This is a genomic window from Streptomyces sp. Edi4 (genome assembly GCF_040253615.1).
In the GTDB taxonomy this organism is placed as follows: Bacteria; Actinomycetota; Actinomycetes; order Streptomycetales; family Streptomycetaceae; genus Streptomyces.
Window position 1 is genome coordinate 2,155,596 of the sequence record NZ_JBEJGY010000004.1, and the last position, 15,970, is coordinate 2,171,565.

Sequence of the window (15,970 nt, forward strand, 5' to 3'; positions counted from 1 at the left end):
GGGGCTCGGACGCGCACGGCCCGGGGCTCGGACGCGCACCGCGCTCCTGCGAGGATGCCGGTATGCATCTCGTCCCCGCCGACCGCGCCGGCCACCGCACCATCGACGGCCACCGCGTGTGTGACGCCATCGCCGCGATCGGCGACCCCACGCGCGTACGCGCCTGGGCCGACCGCTTCTCGCTGCTCGCCGACCCCAACCGGCTCGCCCTGCTGCTCGCGCTGCGCCGGGCCGGACCGCTGGCCGTCTCCGACCTGGCCGTCGCGACCGGCATGCGCGACCCGGCCGTCTCGCAGGCACTGCGTCTGCTGCGGGCCGCCGGTGCGGTCGCCGGCGAGAAGGACGGGCGGGTGGTGCGCTACCGGGTGGTGGACGAGGCGACCGCGCGCCTCCTGGACCAGTACGCGATGACGCCCTCGGGGACCGGCCCCGGCCACGCCTCGACGGCATGACCGGGACCGGGCGCGGCGACGGACCGGCCGCCGCCGGTGATCAGCGGCCGTCGTAGATCAGCGCGCGCACCATCCGGCACGTCGTCTCCGACGGCGGGTGGACGCCGATGAGGGCGGCGACGGTCCGTATCGTGCGGTCGGGCGCCTGCTCGGGCCGGTAGACGCCCGTGTCGAGCAGCGCGATGGCCAGGCGCATGGCCTTCAGGCGCCGGTTGTGCGACTCGTACCACGCGCGCGGACGCCCGGCGGGCAGCGGCACTTTGCGAAGGGGCGCGAGGGACAGCTGTTTCGGAGCGCGCGAGGTGAGTACGGCAGCGGTCATGGGCATCCTCCTGAGCAGTCGGGAACCCTCACTTACTGCCTCGATTTTACTGGGCACCACTGACAATCGGCCCTGGCCAGCGGCGCTTTGGGGACGTATTGCGGGTACTCTCGCGGGCATGGAGATCTGGATCAACCCGGCCTGTTCCAAGTGCCTCGGCGCGGTGAGTCTGCTCGACGCGGAGGGCGCCGACTACACGGTGCGCCGCTACCTCGAAGACGTGCCGTCCCCGGACGAGATCCGGGCCGTCCTCGACCGGCTCGGCCTCGAACCGTGGGACATCACACGCACCCAGGAACCCGACGCCAAGGAACTGGGCCTCAAGGACTGGCCGCGTGACGCGGACGCCCGCGAGCGCTGGGTGACGGCGCTCGCCGAGCACCCCCGGCTCATCCAGCGCCCGATCATCACGGCGGACGACGGCACGGCCGTGGTGGGCCGCACCGACGACGCCGTACGCGACGCCCTGACGCGGAAGTAGCGCCGCCTCAGGCCCCGTCGAGCTGGGCCTGCGCGTCGGCCAGAAGCTCGGTGACGCGCGCTCCGTACCGTACGTCGCAGGGGTGCGGCGTCCCGGTGCGGGCCGACTCGATGAGCGCGTCGAGCGCGGCGGCGAACGCGTCGAGCGCGCCGCCCCAGCCGGGCATCGTCACCACGCCATCGGCGCCGGTCAGCGTCACCTCGACGCCCGCGGCGGCCTCGGGCGCGGTGAAGCTGAGGGCGGCCGTGCTGGAGGCGCCCGAGGTGTGCCGCAGGATCAGGTGCGCGGTGTCGCCCGGTCCCGCCGCCGCCGTCACCGCCGTCACCTCGCCGAGCGCCCCTTCGAGCACGGCGACGGCGTGCGGTCCCACGTCCCACAGCGCGCCCTTCTCACCGCGCCAGGGCGACGCGGCGTAGGGGCCGCGCTCGGCGTCCGGCGTGAACAGCGCCGCGTACCACTGCGCGTGCCCGGTGAACCAGCCGTCGCGGGCCGCCTGTTGGGACACCCACGCTGCGGTCTCGCGCGCGAAGCGCAGGGTGAAGAAGACCACGGAGGCCACTCCCGCGCCCTCGGCCGCCGCGGCCAGCTCACGCGCGCTTTCGACGTCGGTGGCCACGGGCTTGTCCAGGAGGAGATGGCAGCCGGCCCGCGCCGCCCGGAGCGCGAGGGGCGCCTGCACGTCCGGCGGCAGCGCGAACGCGACGGCGTCGCAGTCGGCGAACAGCGCGTCCACGTCCTCGTACACCGCCACGCCGTGCTCCCCCGCGAGTGCGGCCGCGGCCTCGGGCCTGCGCCCCCACACCCCCACGAAGTCGACGTCGCGATGCGCGGCGAGCGCCGGCGCGTGCGTGGCGACGGCCCAGGGGCCCGTACCGAGGAGACCGATGCGAACGGTGTTACCGGTGGTGTTCATGGGGCCAGTCTGCCCCGGCCCCCGGTCATCCGCCCCGGACGGGAATTGAAGTGGCGGGGCCACCGGGGCCGGATGTTAGGTTTCCCGGGCCGGCCGCGGGACTCCGGCGCGACTTCCGGGACTTGCCTCTACCGCAAACATTTCGCAGTTCGCGCCCCCATTCCCCGGCCGGCTCCCCCATTCGCACAACGGAGATCTGCCATGGCCGAGGAGAGCCGCGCCGACCTGGTGGCGGCCGAGGACGTACTCCTCTTCGTCAACGCCGCCATCACCGCCACCGGGCAGCGCGAGTTCCACTCGGGCGCGGGCGCGCAGCGGCTCTCGCTGGATTTCCTGCACGAGTACGTCCGGGTCAACTACCGCACGGTGTACGCCGCCGCGCTCGCCCTCGACATCAACGACCACAACGCGGCTCTCATCGTGCGCCACCTCCTGGTGAGCGCGGATGAGGCGAGCGCCGATGACAAGCGCGTCGAGGGGCGGCTGATCGCGGCGCGGCTCGCGGCGCTGCCCCCGCAGCGGGTGTACCGGCTGATGCGCGCGCTGCGCGCGGCGAAGGTCAACAACCGGCGCACCCGGGCGATCTTCCGCGACTGGCTCGGAGCCCGCCCCGACCTGGGCTTCGACGCGGTGAAGTACCGGGCCGGACTGAAGTCCGCCGCCCGCCATGTCCATCTGCCCTTCGCGGACGCGGAGTTGGGGGATTTCCTGTTCCGACCCGGGCGACGGCCCCACTACGCGCATCCGCTGCTCGACGCCCACCGCCGTGCCCATTACGAGCAGGGGGCACTGTACGAGCTGCCGTTCACGGTCGCCGAAGGGTTCGCGGCCCGGCACGGAGTGGCGCGCGAGACGTTTCTCAAGCGCGTCGCGCCGCGCGCCACCCGGCTGGAACGGCTGCGCTTCCAGGGGCGGGCGGGGGCGCCCGCCGCCGATCTGGCCGGCCTGCCGCTGACCCGGCTCGCCCTGTTCGTCCTCTCGCTCGCGCCCGGTGAGCGCGCGGCGCGCCGGGCGGAGCTGACGGACGCGCTGCGGGCAGCGGCGCTGCGCGCGGCCGGGCCGCACGCGCGCTCGTGGGGCCGCGTCGCCGCGGTGCTCGACGACAGCTACTCATCGGCCGGCTCGGGCGTCAAGCGCCGCCGCCCGCTCGCGGTGGCGCTGGCCTGCCATTTCCTCCTGGAGGCGCTGGCCGGCGCCGGGGCCTACCGGGGGTGGTGGACCTCGGGCGCCACCGACGCGCTGCTCGTACGGCCGCGCGGCGCGACGCCGCTGGGCAGTCGCCTCCTGGACGCCCTCGAGGAGGGTCCCGAGCGGGTCGTGGTGGTCTCCGACGGCTGGGACAACGCGCCGCCGGGCCTGGCCGGTGAGGTGCTGCGGGTGTGGCGCACCCGGCTCGACCCGGGCCTGCGCACCCGTGTGGTGCACCTCAATCCCGTATACGACGCGGACGGTTTCGACGTGCGACGGCTCGCCCCCTCGGTACCCACGGCCGGCATTCGCGACGCGGAGGACCTGCCCGCCCTGGTGGAGATCGCCGCGTTCGCCGAGGGGCGCACGGGCCTGGCCGAGCTGTCCACGTATCTGGACCGCCGCACGGCCGACTTCGTCGCGAGCGTCCGGTGACCGCGCTCGACCTGACCGGGCTGAGCGCCGGACCGGCCCAGGTGTGGGGCGGCATCCGGCTGGTGCCCCTGCTGCGCGCCGAGCCCGTGGCGGGGCTCCGGCTGCACCGGGAGGCGTACGGCAGCGGGGACTTCGCCACCGAGGACGTGCGCCTGAACGACGGCGCCCACTACACCTCCTACATCCCGCACGGCTTCGTGGCCGACTGGTCGGGCGAGGGCACGGCGGCGGCGTACGGCACGAGCCTGGGCGGCGCGGCGCCGGCGGGCCGGGTGGCGCTGCACCGGATGGCGAAGCGGCGGCCGGGCGACCGGCTGCGGTTCCTGCCGCTGCACCTGGCCCTCGAGGGCTATCTGGCGCTGCACTTCGGCGGGCCCTCGACGCTGTGGGACACCTGGTCGCGCGAGGCGCTGCGCTCCGGGCTCTCGCCGCGCGTCGAGAGCGCCTACCTCGGCGCGGACGTGCCCGGCCTCGCCGACGCGCTGCGCGTCTTCGAGATCCATCCGCGTCAGTGCGGCGTCCTGGTGTACGCGGCGGACGCGCTCGGCGCCGCCTTCGCGGTGCCGCACCCCGACGACTACCGGGCGCTGCACGCGACGCTGCTTCAGGATCTGTTCGGTGAGCTGATCCACCAGTACGCGCTCTTCGGCCGCCCGGCGGCGGAGTTCACCGCCCGCATCGAGGACCGTCACGTGCGCGGCACCGGCGATCTGCGCGCGGCGGTCCGCGCGCAGGAGCGGGCCTGGCGCGCGGCGCACGACACGGTGATGGCCGCCGAGCTGTACGCCACGTCGTACGCCTTCAGCCGGGTGTACCGGATGGGCGGCTTCGACCTGTGGCGCTTCCTGCCGCCGTTCGAGCGCGGCGGCGCCGCCCAGCACATCGGTGAGGCCATCACCGACCGCAGGGGCCGGGTGGCGTACCTGAAGACGTTCCGCCTCTCCGAGAACCAGGTGCGGCGCGGTCATCTGCTGCGGAGTCTGGCCGCGCACGACTGGCATCTCGGACGATGCGCCCAGGCGCTGGGCACGCGGCCGGAGGAACTGACCAGGCGCATCCGCGACGCGGGCTTCGCGTCGCTCTTGCGGGAACGCGGGTAACACCGGGTTCACATACGGGCAACGGACGGGAAATTTCGCCGTGTGAGGCTTGCCGCTCGGACAGCGGGCGACGCGGCGTGACAGGGCGCGGACACCCCGCGGCTCCCCCGCAGCCCCCGCAGCTCCCGCAGCTCCCGCAGCTCCCGCAAAGGATGGCTTCCGTGACGTTCAAGGCCGAGTACATCTGGATCGACGGCACCGAGCCCACCGCCAAGCTCCGCTCCAAGACGAAGATCATGGCCGGTTCGCCGGCCGGCGTCGAGGAGCTGCCGCTGTGGGGCTTCGACGGGTCGAGCACCAACCAGGCCGAGGGCCACGCGTCCGACCGCGTGCTCAAGCCCGTCTTCTCCTGCCAGGACCCGATCCGCGGCGGCGAGAACATACTGGTCCTGTGCGAGGTCTTCGACATCGACGGGACGCCGCACGCCTCCAACACCCGCGCGCTGCTGCGTCCGGTGGCCGAGCGCTTCGCGGCGCAGGAGGCGATCTTCGGCATCGAGCAGGAGTACACGTTCTTCGACGGCGCCCGCCCCCTCGGCTTCCCCGTGAACGGCTTCCCGGCCGCGCAGGGCGGCTACTACTGCGGTGTCGGCGCCGATGAGATCTTCGGCCGCGAGATCGTCGAGAAGCACCTCGACCACTGCCTGGCCGCGGGTCTCAGCATCTCGGGCATCAACGCCGAGGTGATGCCGGGCCAGTGGGAGTTCCAGGTCGGCCCGGTCGGCCCCCTGGAGGTCTCCGACCAGCTGTGGATCGCCCGCTGGCTGCTGTACCGCACCGCCGAGGACTTCGACGTGTCGGCGACCCTCGACCCCAAGCCGGTCAAGGGCGACTGGAACGGCGCGGGCGCGCACACCAACTTCTCCACCAGGGCGATGCGCGAGGGCGACCGCAGCTGGGACGCGATCATCACCGCGTGCGAGGCGCTGGGCGAGGGCTCCAAGCCGATGGACCACGTGAAGAACTACGGCGCGGGCATCGACGACCGGCTGACCGGTCTGCACGAGACGGCCCCCTGGGACCAGTACAAGTACGGCGTCTCGGACCGCGGCGCCTCGGTGCGCATCCCGTGGCAGGTCGAGGTGGACAAGAAGGGCTACATCGAGGACCGGCGCCCCAACGCCAACGTCGACCCGTATGTGGTGACCCGGCTCATCGTCGACACCTGCTGCGCCGGCCTGGAGAAGGCCGGCCAGGCCTGATCCCCACGGCCGTACGAACGCGGGCGCGGCCGGCCCCGCGCCGCCGCCGCGCCCCGGCCCCGCGCCGCCGCCGTGCCCCGGCCCCGCGCCGCCGCCGTGCCCCGGCCGCACTCCGCCCCCCCGGTCAACTGGGCGCCCGCGCCCCGGCGGTGGCGCCCTTCGCCGTGTCCCCGCCCGGCCCGCGCCCCCCTCGGTGCGGAGCGCATGATTCCGGTGACGCTGTGCCAGCGGTACGTGCCAGTCCGTGGGAGGGGCTGCTGCGCGGGCCGGTCCGTCTGGTTGAATGGGCCCATGTCCAGCTTCCAGAACTCCGTGACGGGTCGCAGCGACCTCGAGCCGTTCTGGCCGTCCCGCCAGGACCACGACTTCGACCGGGTGTGTTGCCGCGCGAGGAACGCGCCGGCCCTCTAACGCCTCGATCCACTCCAGGCCTTCGGCCCGCGCGCACCGACGTACGTCCCCCGTTGACGACACCCCGCGCGAAAGAGCTGACCTCTCATGGCGAACACCCATACCTCCCCGGCCCCCGAAGCCACCGCCCCGCTGCCGCTCGGCCGCCACCGCCTGCGGGCCGTGGACCGCGACGAGGTGGCCGGGCCCGGCGCCGGCCAGGTCCTCGACTTCCTGCCGCCGGGCGCCACTTGGCTGCCCGCGCCCCAGCACTCTCTGCCCGCGCTGCCGGGCCGCCCGCCGATGGTGGGCTACCTCGTGCTCGTCCCCGCCGACCAGCGGGCCCCGGTGCTCACCAGGGCGCCCGAGCCCCTGACGCCCGCGCCGGCCGGGCCCTCCACCGCGGGCGGTGACGCGCTCGTACGCATCGACTCCGCGCGCCGCACCGCCGAGGTGGACGGCCGCCAACTCGACCTCACCTACCTGGAGTTCGAGCTCCTGGCCCACTTTGTGGCACACCCCCACCGGGTGCACACCCGCGACCAGCTGGTGAGCACCGTGTGGGGCTACGGGCACGTCGGCGACGGCCGCACCGTGGACGTCCACGTGGCGCGGCTGCGGCGCAAGCTGGGCGCCGAGCACCGGGGGGCGATCCAGACGGTGCGGCGCGTGGGGTACAAGTACGCGCCCTGATCCGCGCCCCGCCCGAGCCCCGTCCGCACGGTGGTGCCGGCACCACCGTGCGGACGGGGGCGAAACCCCGTGACCCGCGCCGCGGCATGCGGCAACACTGGGGGCCGGACCACCGGCACCAGCGGAACGGGAAACGGGGCAACGATGGCGGCGAGCAAGGCACGGGACGCGTTCTCGGCGGGGGTGCGGGGGCTTGCGCTCGCCCCCATCGCGCTGGTGGGGTCGCTCCTGCTGTTCATCCTGAGCGTCGTCGCGATCGCCCTCATACCGGCCGGCGTCGGCGTGTTCACCCTCCCGTGGGCCCTCCGGGGCGTGCGGGCCCACGCCGAGCGCCGCACGAACCTGGCCCTGCGCTGGAGCGGCGTACGGATCCCGCCGCCCCGTCCGGCCGCACCGGCCCGCCCGGGCCTCGCGGGCCCGTTCCTGCGGTGCGCCGCGCTCCTGCGCGACGGCGCCACCTGGCGCGCTCTGCGCTGGCTGCTCGCCGACATGACGGCCGGGTTCCTCACCGCGATCCTGCCGGCCGTCCTGCTCCTGTACGTGGTGTACGGCTGGGCCATCGCGCTCGGCGCCTGGCGGCCGCTCGCCGGCGCGGGCGGCGTCTGGTTCCTGTTCGTGCACGTCACCGACCGCGCGAGCGGTTACGCGGCGGCGGCGCTCGGGACCGCGATCTGCGTGCTCGGCGTGTTCGTCGGACCGGCCCTGCTGCGCGGCCACTTCCGGCTCACCCGCGCGCTGCTCGCCCCCTCCCGCGAGATTGAACTGGAGCGGCGCGTGGACCGCCTGACCGAGACGCGGCACGACGCCGTGGACGCCTCGGCGGCCGAACTGCGCCGCATCGAGCGGGACTTGCACGACGGGGCGCAGGCCCGCCTGGTCGCCATGGGCATGGACCTGGGCGTCGTCGAAGCGCTCATCGAGAAGGACCCGCAGCAGGCCAGGCGTCTGGTCGCCACGGCCCGCGCCGCCTCCGCCGAGGCCCTGACCGAGCTGCGCGATCTGGTGCGCGGCATCCATCCGCCGGTGCTCGCCGAGCGCGGACTGCCCGACGCGGTCCGGGCGCTCGCGCTGCGCCTGCCGGTGCCGACCGAGGTGACGGTGGATGTGCCGCACGGCGCGCGCGCCGAGGCGCCGGTGGAGTCGGCGGCGTACTTCGCGGTCAGCGAGCTGCTGACCAACGCCGTCAAGCACGCGGGGGCCGACCGACTGTGGGTCGATGTGTCGTACGCAAGGGGCGCGCTGCGGGTGCTGGTCGGTGACAATGGCGGGGGCGGCGCGAAGGCCGGGGCGGGCGGTGGCCTGAGCGGGGTGGAGCGGCGGCTCGGCACCTTCGACGGCGTCCTGGCCGTCAGCAGTCCCGTCGGCGGCCCCACTGTGGTGACGATGGAGATCCCGTGCGCGTTGTCCTAGCCGAAGACCTGTTCCTGCTGCGCGACGGTCTCGTCCGGATGCTGGAGGCCTTCAGTTTTGAGATCCTTGCCGCCGTGGAGAGCGGGCCGGAGCTGACCCGGGCCCTGTCCGAGCTCACGCCGGACGTCGCGATCGTCGACGTGCGGCTGCCGCCCTCGCACACCGACGAAGGCCTCCAGTGCGCGCTCGCCGCCCGCCGCGCCCGGCCCGGCCTGCCGGTGCTCGTCCTGTCCCAGCACGTGGAGCAGCTGTACGCGCGCGAGCTCCTGGCCGACGGCACCGGCGGGGTGGGCTACCTGCTCAAGGACCGGGTGTTCGACGCGGAGCAGTTCATCGACGCGGTGCGCCGGGTGGCGGGCGGCGGCACCGCGATGGACCCGCAGGTGATCCAGCAGTTGCTGGCGCGCCGCGAGCGCGACCGGCCGCTAGGGATGCTCACGCCGCGCGAGCGGGAGGTCATGGAGCTGATGGCGCAGGGCCGCTCGAACACGGCGATAGCCGAGCGCCTCGTGGTCACCGAGCGGGCCGTCGCCAAGCACACCTCCAACATCTTCGCGAAGCTGGGCCTGCCGGTCTCCGACGACGACAACCGCAGGGTGCTCGCGGTGCTCGCCCATCTCGACCGGGGCTGAGGCGGGCCCGGGCGGCGGGGCGGCGGGGTCGTTCCGGGTTAGCCTGGCACACAATGAACCGCATGATCACGCCCTGGGGCGAGCACGACCTGACCCGATTCCCCGAAGACCCCCGCGACCCGCTGCGGGCCTGGGACGCCGCCGACGAGTATCTGCTGCGCCACCTCGCCGAGACCGGGGGCGTGGACCCGGCGGGGAGTGTCGTCGTCATCGGCGACCGCTGGGGCGCGCTCACGACGGCGCTCGCCGCGCACCACCCGGCCCAGATCAGCGACTCCTTCCTGGCGCAGGAGGCGACCCGCGCCAATGTGGCACGGGCCGGCTTCGCGCCGGATTCCGTACGGCTGCTTTCGACCCGGGACGAGGTGCCCGGGCAGGTCGACGTGCTGCTCGTACGCGTACCCAAGAGCCTGGGTCTCCTGGAGGACCAGCTGCACCGGATCGCGCCCTCGGTGCACGCCGGTACGGTCGTGCTCGGCACCGGCATGGTCAAGGAGATCCACACCTCGACGCTGAACCTGTTCGAGCGGATCCTGGGCCCGACGAAGACCTCGCTGGCCGAGAAGAAGGCCCGGCTGATCTTCACCACGCCGGATCCGGAGCTCGCCAGGCCCCGCAATCCCTGGCCCCTGACGTACTCCCTTGAGCTGGGCATCGGCCCCGCATCCGGGCTCGCGGTGACCAATCACGCCGGGGTGTTCTGCGCCGACCGCCTCGACATCGGCACCCGCTTCCTGCTCCAGCACCTGCCCGAGCGCACGGGTCCCGACCGGGTGGTGGACCTGGGCTGCGGCAACGGCATCGTGGGGACGGCGGCGGCGCTCGCCAACCCCGAGGCGCACGTCACCTTCGCCGACGAGTCGCATCCCGCCATGGCGTCGGCGAAGGCCACGTTCCGGATGTGCGCGGGGTCCGCGCGGGAGGCCGATTTCCACCTCGGTGACGGGCTCGCCGCGTTCGAGCCGGGCACGGCCGACCTGGTCCTGAACAACCCGCCCTTCCACACCCACCAGACCACGACGGACCGCACCTCGACGCGCATGTTCGCCGACGCCCGCACCGCGCTGCGTGACGGCGGTGAGCTGTGGGTGGTGGGCAACCGCCATCTGGGCTACCACGAGAAGCTGCGCCGCATGTTCGGCACCTGTGAACTGGTCGCCTCCGACCCGAAGTTCGTAGTGCTGCGGGCGGTGAAGCGGGCGCGCTGACGCCGACGGCGGCCCAACTCCCCTGGATCTCCTGAGGCGTTGAACGCCTCACGCCTCACAGCCGTATGGAACTGCGCGCTTCGAGCGAAGGAGTTCCATGGGACGCATCGCACGCTCATCCCGAAAACGTCCGGCCCTCCCCCGCCGGATGATGCTGGCCGCCGCCGCCCTCCTTCTGGGCGGTGGTGGGCTCGCCGCGGTCAATGTCTACGCCTCCGCCAGCGAGAGCGGCCCCCCGGGCGGCTCGGGGTCCGGGTCCGGCATGGCGCGGATGCGGATGGTGTCGACCATCGACTGCCCCGACGTGGGCGAGGCGCTGGCCACGGTGCCCGAGACGGCCAAGTCCCGCGTGGGCCGCCAGCTCGCGGCCCTGGACACGCAGATCACCGACGCGTACACGACGTTCGCCGACAACCAGGACCGGATCCAGCGCGATCCCTCTCTCGCGGACAGCATGGTGCTCGCCCCGCTCAAGAAGCAGCGGACCGCTTCCATCGGGCAGATCGCCGACACCACTGGAGAGCCGACCCTCAAGGACCGGGGGCTGGCCGCCTGCACGATGCGGGCCGACGACGCCCGTACCGGCCCGGCGCCCGCCCTCGCCGCCTCGGGCCCCGCGCGGAGCGACTTCGTCGACATCCGCTCGGTGCGGCCCGACGCCCCCGCGCCCGCGCCCGGGCGCGCCGCCTCGACCGGCACCTTCACCAGCGACTGCGGGCGCAACCAGAACGCCAAGCGCAACCCCGACAACGTGATCGTCGCGCCGGGTGTGAGCAACGGCGCCCACCACACCCACGACTACGTCGGCAACCAGGCGACCGACGCGTTCTCCAGCGACGCCGACCTCGCCAGGGGCGCCACCAGCTGCCGCGACCAGGGCGACAGGTCCACCTACTACTGGCCGGTCGTGCGGGTCCTGAACCAGGGCAACGACGCCGACGCGCGGGCCGACGGCGGCGGCAAGGACCGCAACGTCGGAAAGATCCAGACCCCGGCGCAGGCCACGATCACCTATGTCGGATCCCCGGTGAGCAAGGTCACCGCGATGCCGCGCTTCCTGCGGATCATCACGGGCGACGCCAAGGCGTTCACCAATGGCAACGCCAACGCCAATGCCTCCTGGAGCTGCACCGGCTTCGAGAACCGCCAGCTCAAGGACAAGTATCCGCTGTGTCCGCAGGGCAGCGAGGTGGTGCGCACCTTCAAGTTCCAGAGCTGCTGGGACGGGCGCGACACCGACAGCGCCAACCACCGCACCCATGTGGCCTTCGCCGACAAGCGGGGCGCCTGCCCCGCCGGGTTCAGGGCGATCCCCCAACTCGTGCAGCGCATCGTCTACGACGTGCCCGCCAAGGCCGGCGCCTTCGCCGTGGACTCGTTTCCCGAGCAGCTGCACAAGCCGGTCACCGATCACGGTGACTTCATCGACGTCTTCAGCGATCAGCTGATGGGGAAGGTGGTGAACTGCATCAACACGGGGCGCACCTGCGCCTGATATCCCGCGCGCGAGCGCGAAAGAGGCACCTGCCGCGGCGCGGCCGGGCCGGTCAGTGTCCGTCATGCCCGGAATGCACGTCCCCGGTCTCGACACTGCCACCGAGCCGGCCGCGCAGTGCCGTGACCACCGAAGGACCGCCGACCGCCACCCACCTGCGCCCGACCAGGTAGACCCCGCCGTAGTCCTTCGCCTCGTTGATCCATTCGCGCTGGCCCCGGTCGGTGGCGAAGGTGGCGAGCACGTAACGGCCGTCCCCGGTGGCGCAGTTGGCCTGGCGCAGCTCCGCCGAGTCGGTGGACAGGACCGGGTGGCAGGCGGCCCGCGCGGCCAGCTGCTCCAGGGTGCCGGTCGCGGGCTTCGGCTCGTGCGGCGCCGACGACGTACCGCAGCCGCTCATCACGACGGCGGCCACCACCACCCCAAGGACCACTCGTGCTTCATTGCGCATCACCCCATCCTGCACCCAACTCCCGTAAAAACAAGGGGAGTTGGCAACAGTGCCCGGGCGGCCGCACACGTCGGCCGCCGATGACCGATCATGGACGCATGCGTGTACCCATCCTCGCGCCGGCCTACGTCGGCGGCGTCCAGCTCATCGCGAACGCCTCCCGCCGCCTGCTGCCGGCGGCGGACCGCCAGGACCTGCTGCGCTCGTGCTCCACCAACGTCGACAACCTGTCCGCCGGGCGCTTCTCGACGCTCGCCACCAGTGCGCTGTTCGTCGAGGAGCCGATGGAGCTGCCGTACGCGCTGCTCCTGGTCGCCGTCCTCGGATACGCCGAGTACGCGCGGGGAGCCTGGTGGGCGGTGGGCGTCTTCCTGCTCGGCCACGTGGGCGCGACGCTCCTGGTGTACGGGGGGCTGCGCGCGAGCCGCCCCTCGCCCGCCGTCCGGCGCGCCGTGGACGTGGGCCCCAGCTACGGCCTCTACGCGGTCCTCGGCGCACTCACCTCGGCCCTTCCGCGCGGCCCGGTGCGCGGCGGTGTCCGCCTCGCTCTGCTCGCGCTCACCGCCCGGCCCGTGCTGCGGCCGGGGCGCACCTTCACCGAGGCGGGACACCTGACGGCACTGGGGCTCGGCCTCGGGCTCGCGGCGGCCGTGGACTACCGTTCGGTTCGAAACCGGTAGATTTCCCCTGTCCAGGAGCCGCCCGCCCATGATCGCGATCCCCGCCACCACCGTCGCCAACCTGCGCGACCTCGGCTCCACCCCGCTCCCCGGCGGCCGCACGGTCCGCACCGGTCTGGTCTTCCGCGCCGGCCAGCTCGACCGCATGGACGCGAGCGCCGACCCGGCGGTGGCCGCGCTCGGCGTACGGACGATCGTGGACCTGCGCACCGCCGCCGAGCGCGCCGACCACCCCGACCGGGTGCCGGCCGGGGCGCGTCTGCTGATCGCCGACGCGCTCGCGGACAAGATCTCGGCATCGGGCGCGCCGGCCGCCGCGCAGCTCAAGCACGTCCTGGCCGACCCGGCGCTCGCCGAGAAGCACCTGGGCGGCGGCCGGGCGCAGACGCTGTTCGCCGACACCTACCGCTCGCTGGTCTCCTCCGGCTCGGCGCGCGCCGCCTACCGCACCCTCCTGACGGAGCTGGCCGCCGACGACGCGGGCCCGCTGCTGTTCCACTGCACGGCGGGCAAGGACCGCACGGGCTGGGGCGCGTCGGTGGTCCTCGCGCTGCTCGGCGCCGACGAGGCGACGATCGAGCGGGAGTACCTGTCGGTCAACCCCGCGGTGCGCCAGGCGTTCGCGCCGCTCGTCGAGGGTTTCGTCGCGCAGGGCGGCGACCCCGAGATCGCGCTGGCCGTCATCGGGGTGGTGCCCGCGTATCTCGCGGCGGCCCTCGACCAGGTCGCCACGGAGTACGGCTCGATGGAGAAGTACGTCCGCGAAGGGCTGGGGGTGCCCGACGACGCGGTCGCCCGGCTGCGCGGACGGCTCATCGCGTGATCGGCCCGCCCGGGCGTCAACTCGCCTGAGGGAGGGGCCCGTTGGGGCCAGGGGTGACCATCTCCACATTCGCTCGTTTTGCTGAACGTGGCCCCAGAGCAGGACATCCTCAACCCACCCGCCCCCTCCGTCGGTGTCGAGCAGGCCGAGGCCGCGCTCGTCGAGCACTACCCACGCCTGGTGCGGCTCGCCTATCTCGTGCTGCCGCCCTCCCTCGGGCGCAACCGCCGGGTGCTGACCGCGCACGCGATCGTGCAGCGCTCGCTGCCGCGCGGCCGCGGCGGCCGCGGTGACGGCGCGGGCGATGGGCTGATCCCGGCGGCGCGGCGGGCCGATGCGGGCGGCGGGCCGGGGTATGCGTATGTGCGGCGGCGGGTGGTGCGCCAGGCCCTCGAAGCGGGGCTCCCGCTGCGGCGCAGGGCCTGGCCCAAGCGGGCGCAGTTCCCCCCGCTGCTGCCCCAGGTCTGGGGCCTGCGGCTGTTTCCGCGCTCCGGCGGCGCCGACGAACTCGCCCTCGACCAGCGCCTCTCGGCGCTGTCCGGGCCCGCGCGCGCGGCCTGTGTGCTGCGCGGCCTCGAACGGCTCGGGGACGAGGAGGTGTGCGCGGAGCTGGCCTCGGCCGGGGTCACCGAGGCGCGCCTGGCACTGGCCGAGGCCGTCGCCACCGAGACGCCGGCCGGGCTGCTCGAATCCGCCGAGTTCGACCCCTGCTCGCTCCAGGCGCGCCCCACCGACCTGATGCGCCGCCGCCAGCACGGCAAGGCCGCGCTCGCCGCCGTCGCCGCGCTCGTGGTGTGCGGGGCGCTCATCGGGCTTCCGGGCGACGGCTGGGGGCCCGACGGTCCGGCCGCGCCGGCCTATGCGCAGAACCCGGCGGCCCGGGCCGCGCTCGACCCCGGGCACCTGCTGCGGGTCGAGCCCACGGCGTGGACGACCGCGACCCGTACGGACTTCTCCGTCTGGCCGGCCCGGGGCGATCTCACCGCCGACACGGGGCTGTTGCGGCGGGCGCTCGCGGTGTGGGCGCGGCCGGGCGCGGCGGTCCAGGTGTCGGCGACGCCCGGCACCCCGTCCGGCCCGCCGATGGGCGCGCCCCAACTGCTGTTCGCGGGCGATGTGGACCGGGCCAGGGTGGTGCTGTTCTACGACGGGCTGCGGGTGGCCCGCTATGCCGAGCCACGCCAGGGCACGGCCGGCGCCGCGCTCGACTTCGCGCGGGTGGACGCGGCGGACGCGGCCTCCGCGAGCGCGCTCGTGGTGGGCAGGACCGACGGCAATGTGCGCTATCTGACGGCGCCCTGGGTGCGCGAGGCCTCCGTACGCGATCTGCTCACGCCGGGCGCGGGGGCGCGGCCGCTGCGCCGGGACAAGGACGGGGTGAGCGACCCGGTCATCTTCCCCGCGCAGCCCCGCCAGTGCACGTCCTGGGAGGCGCTCGAGTTCCGTGACGACAGCGGGGTGCGGCTCGTGACCGACCTCGGGGAGCTCGCGCCGGCCCGGCTGACGTGGGGGCCGCCCTCCAACCCCCACGACGTCGGTGACCGCGCCGCGCGCGAGGGCTGGGCGCGGACCGCCTGCCTGCTGCCGACCGTCCGCTCGCACGGGGTGCGCTCGGTGAACGACTGGCAGTTCGCCCAGCAGGCGCTGCCCGAGAACAACGGCGCCGCCTCGTGGATCTGTACGCGCGCGGAGACCTGGCGGGGCGCGGGCAGCCGGGTGTTCGCGCAGTTCCAGGCGCCCTCGACCCGGCTCGCACCCGGCGCGATCGCGGCCCGCGCGGAGAACTCGGCGGCCTGCGGGCAGCGCGAGGCGCGGGTGCTCGCGGGGGTGTTGTGGAAGTCGCGCGGCGGCACGTGGTTCGTGCTGGCGGCGGGCAGTGAGCAGGTGGCGTCGGTGGCGCTGACGGGCGGAATGACCGCGAACGAGCGGGGCAACCTGCTGGCCGTGCGCGCGAAGGAAGGCGCGCGCGCCGAGCTCAACGGACGGCTGTCCGACGGGAGTCCGATCGCGACCCTGCGCTGATCACCGGCGGCGGGGGCCGCGGCCTCGGAGCGACCGGGGCTTCGGGGGTCGGGGGCGGGGGCCGGGCGCCGAC

General features: G+C 74.1%; 16 protein-coding genes. 13 read left to right on the plus strand and 3 right to left on the minus strand.

Features of this window, described 5'->3' with window-relative positions:
- The first annotated feature begins 62 nt into the window (after nucleotides 1-62).
- Nucleotides 63-452, plus strand: coding sequence for an ArsR/SmtB family transcription factor (locus ABR738_RS11795; protein ID WP_350229923.1), 390 nt, complete (start codon nucleotides 63-65; stop codon nucleotides 450-452).
- 40 nt (nucleotides 453-492) lie between these two features.
- Here ABR738_RS11795 and ABR738_RS11800 read toward each other — a convergent pair whose 3' ends face one another.
- On the minus strand, nucleotides 493-774 hold the full coding sequence (locus ABR738_RS11800; protein ID WP_350229924.1) for a hypothetical protein: 282 nt from the start codon (nucleotides 772-774) through the stop codon (nucleotides 493-495).
- Nucleotides 775-892: 118 nt separating this feature from the next.
- Between ABR738_RS11800 and ABR738_RS11805 the strand changes: the two genes are divergently transcribed.
- Nucleotides 893-1,255, plus strand: coding sequence for an ArsC/Spx/MgsR family protein (locus ABR738_RS11805; RefSeq protein WP_350229925.1), 363 nt, complete (start codon nucleotides 893-895; stop codon nucleotides 1,253-1,255).
- Nucleotides 1,256-1,262: 7 nt separating this feature from the next.
- Here the strand turns inward: ABR738_RS11805 and ABR738_RS11810 are convergent, their stop codons facing one another.
- Nucleotides 1,263-2,168, minus strand: coding sequence for a Gfo/Idh/MocA family protein (locus ABR738_RS11810; RefSeq protein ID WP_350229926.1), 906 nt, complete (start codon nucleotides 2,166-2,168; stop codon nucleotides 1,263-1,265).
- Between the two features lie 201 nt (nucleotides 2,169-2,369).
- On the opposite strand from ABR738_RS11810, the gene ABR738_RS11815 reads away from it, so the two are divergent.
- The 8 genes from ABR738_RS11815 to ABR738_RS11850 all read left to right on the plus strand — a co-directional run bounded on the left by ABR738_RS11815 (nucleotide 2,370) and on the right by ABR738_RS11850 (nucleotide 11,921).
- Nucleotides 2,370-3,791, plus strand: coding sequence for a hypothetical protein (locus tag ABR738_RS11815; protein WP_350229927.1), 1,422 nt, complete (start codon nucleotides 2,370-2,372; stop codon nucleotides 3,789-3,791).
- Nucleotides 3,788-4,891 carry an ARPP-2 domain-containing protein gene (locus ABR738_RS11820; protein ID WP_350229928.1) on the plus strand — a complete coding sequence of 368 codons (1,104 nt, stop codon included), beginning with the start codon at nucleotides 3,788-3,790 and terminating at the stop codon, nucleotides 4,889-4,891. Before ABR738_RS11815 ends, ABR738_RS11820 begins: the two co-directional genes overlap by 4 nt.
- Nucleotides 4,892-5,052: 161 nt before the next feature.
- Nucleotides 5,053-6,093 carry a glutamine synthetase gene (glnII, locus tag ABR738_RS11825; protein WP_350229929.1) on the plus strand — a complete coding sequence of 347 codons (1,041 nt, stop codon included), beginning with the start codon at nucleotides 5,053-5,055 and terminating at the stop codon, nucleotides 6,091-6,093.
- Between the two features lie 498 nt (nucleotides 6,094-6,591).
- On the plus strand, nucleotides 6,592-7,176 hold the full coding sequence (locus ABR738_RS11830; RefSeq protein WP_350229930.1) for a winged helix-turn-helix domain-containing protein: 585 nt from the start codon (nucleotides 6,592-6,594) through the stop codon (nucleotides 7,174-7,176).
- A 144-nt stretch (nucleotides 7,177-7,320) separates the two neighbouring features.
- On the plus strand, nucleotides 7,321-8,586 hold the full coding sequence (locus ABR738_RS11835) for a sensor histidine kinase (RefSeq protein WP_350229931.1): 1,266 nt from the start codon (nucleotides 7,321-7,323) through the stop codon (nucleotides 8,584-8,586).
- Nucleotides 8,571-9,218, plus strand: a complete 648-nt coding sequence (locus ABR738_RS11840) for a LuxR C-terminal-related transcriptional regulator (protein ID WP_350229932.1) — start codon at nucleotides 8,571-8,573, stop codon at nucleotides 9,216-9,218. The genes ABR738_RS11835 and ABR738_RS11840 overlap by 16 nt, the downstream gene beginning before the upstream one ends.
- A gap of 62 nt (nucleotides 9,219-9,280) precedes the next feature.
- Nucleotides 9,281-10,426: a methyltransferase gene (locus ABR738_RS11845; RefSeq protein WP_502964069.1), complete on the plus strand. Its 1,146-nt coding sequence runs from the start codon at nucleotides 9,281-9,283 to the stop codon at nucleotides 10,424-10,426.
- A 97-nt stretch (nucleotides 10,427-10,523) separates the two neighbouring features.
- Complete coding sequence (locus ABR738_RS11850) at nucleotides 10,524-11,921, plus strand: DUF1996 domain-containing protein (RefSeq protein ID WP_350229934.1); 1,398 nt, start codon at nucleotides 10,524-10,526, stop codon at nucleotides 11,919-11,921.
- 52 nt (nucleotides 11,922-11,973) lie between these two features.
- Here ABR738_RS11850 and ABR738_RS11855 read toward each other — a convergent pair whose 3' ends face one another.
- Nucleotides 11,974-12,372 (minus strand): hypothetical protein, encoded by a 399-nt coding sequence (locus ABR738_RS11855; protein WP_502964070.1) that lies wholly within the window; start codon nucleotides 12,370-12,372, stop codon nucleotides 11,974-11,976.
- Nucleotides 12,373-12,470: 98 nt separating this feature from the next.
- Between ABR738_RS11855 and ABR738_RS11860 the strand changes: the two genes are divergently transcribed.
- The 3 genes from ABR738_RS11860 (at nucleotide 12,471) to ABR738_RS11870 (ending at nucleotide 15,897) form a co-directional block, all read left to right on the plus strand.
- Nucleotides 12,471-13,052, plus strand: coding sequence for a rhomboid-like protein (locus ABR738_RS11860; protein ID WP_350229935.1), 582 nt, complete (start codon nucleotides 12,471-12,473; stop codon nucleotides 13,050-13,052).
- 28 nt (nucleotides 13,053-13,080) lie between these two features.
- The gene (locus tag ABR738_RS11865; protein ID WP_350229936.1) at nucleotides 13,081-13,875 is read left to right on the plus strand and encodes a tyrosine-protein phosphatase; all 795 of its coding nucleotides are present in this window, start codon (nucleotides 13,081-13,083) and stop codon (nucleotides 13,873-13,875) included.
- Between the two features lie 78 nt (nucleotides 13,876-13,953).
- Complete coding sequence (locus tag ABR738_RS11870) at nucleotides 13,954-15,897, plus strand: hypothetical protein (protein ID WP_502964071.1); 1,944 nt, start codon at nucleotides 13,954-13,956, stop codon at nucleotides 15,895-15,897.
- Nucleotides 15,898-15,970: the final 73 nt, after the last annotated feature.

Coding starts and splice junctions, on each gene's coding strand:
- ABR738_RS11795 (WP_350229923.1), top strand. CDS start 63: ATGCATCTCGTCCCCGCCGACCGCGCCGGCCACCGCACCATCGACGGC.
- ABR738_RS11800 (WP_350229924.1), bottom strand. CDS start 774: ATGACCGCTGCCGTACTCACCTCGCGCGCTCCGAAACAGCTGTCCCTC.
- ABR738_RS11805 (WP_350229925.1), top strand. CDS start 893: ATGGAGATCTGGATCAACCCGGCCTGTTCCAAGTGCCTCGGCGCGGTG.
- ABR738_RS11810 (WP_350229926.1), bottom strand. CDS start 2,168: ATGAACACCACCGGTAACACCGTTCGCATCGGTCTCCTCGGTACGGGC.
- ABR738_RS11815 (WP_350229927.1), top strand. CDS start 2,370: ATGGCCGAGGAGAGCCGCGCCGACCTGGTGGCGGCCGAGGACGTACTC.
- ABR738_RS11830 (WP_350229930.1), top strand. CDS start 6,592: ATGGCGAACACCCATACCTCCCCGGCCCCCGAAGCCACCGCCCCGCTG.
- ABR738_RS11835 (WP_350229931.1), top strand. CDS start 7,321: ATGGCGGCGAGCAAGGCACGGGACGCGTTCTCGGCGGGGGTGCGGGGG.
- ABR738_RS11845 (WP_502964069.1), top strand. CDS start 9,281: ATGATCACGCCCTGGGGCGAGCACGACCTGACCCGATTCCCCGAAGAC.
- ABR738_RS11850 (WP_350229934.1), top strand. CDS start 10,524: ATGGGACGCATCGCACGCTCATCCCGAAAACGTCCGGCCCTCCCCCGC.
- ABR738_RS11855 (WP_502964070.1), bottom strand. CDS start 12,372: ATGCGCAATGAAGCACGAGTGGTCCTTGGGGTGGTGGTGGCCGCCGTC.
- ABR738_RS11860 (WP_350229935.1), top strand. CDS start 12,471: ATGCGTGTACCCATCCTCGCGCCGGCCTACGTCGGCGGCGTCCAGCTC.
- ABR738_RS11865 (WP_350229936.1), top strand. CDS start 13,081: ATGATCGCGATCCCCGCCACCACCGTCGCCAACCTGCGCGACCTCGGC.